At 67.0% G+C, this 575-nt stretch carries 1 protein-coding gene; it reads right to left on the reverse strand.

All coding sequences use genetic code 11. The features are described 5' to 3' along the window. Positions 1 to 13: 13 nt before the first annotated feature. Positions 14 to 575, reverse strand: a 562-nt coding sequence (locus GMA12_RS18190) for an integrase core domain-containing protein (protein WP_156270883.1), incomplete at its 5' end; no start/stop codon positions are given.

Genomic DNA, 575 nt, shown 5'->3' on the forward strand with positions numbered 1-575 from the left:
TAGATGTGCCCGGTCATAAGATTAGTCGCAGACGGCTGACGGGTGGGTGGCCGCCGAGTGCGCTGTGATGCCTGTCAGTGTTGTAATGCTCGATCCAGGGGGCAAGGGCCGGCGCACGTTCGACGTTGGTCGTCAAGACCGGGCGGTAGGCCCACTCGGTCGCCAGGGTGCGGTTGAAGCGCTCGAGCTTGCCGTTCTGCCACGGGCGGTACGAGCAAATGAACACCTGCCTGGCGTCCAGTTGGGCGATGACTACGCGCAGGGAGTGGCGGTGGGCCCAGGCGTAGTCGGCCATCACGCGTTCGATCCAGAGGATCCCGTGGGCTGCGAAATAGGCTGCGGCCCGGATCAGGAACGCGGCGCAGGTGGTGCCCTTCTCATCGGCCAGGATCTTGGAGTACCCCAGGCGGGAGTGGTCATCGACCAGCGAGTGGACGTAGTCGAAGCCCCCCCGCGCGTGCTGCGGCCGCCGGTGATGCTGGCGGCCGCAGCGCCCGTGGGCCCGCCACCCGCCGCCCTCAGGGATTCGGCACAGTTTCTTCAGATCCATGTGCACCAGCTCGCCCGGGTGGTCC

The sequence above is a fragment of the Kocuria sediminis genome, from assembly GCF_009735315.1.
In the GTDB taxonomy this organism is placed as follows: Bacteria; Actinomycetota; Actinomycetes; order Actinomycetales; family Micrococcaceae; genus Kocuria; species Kocuria turfanensis.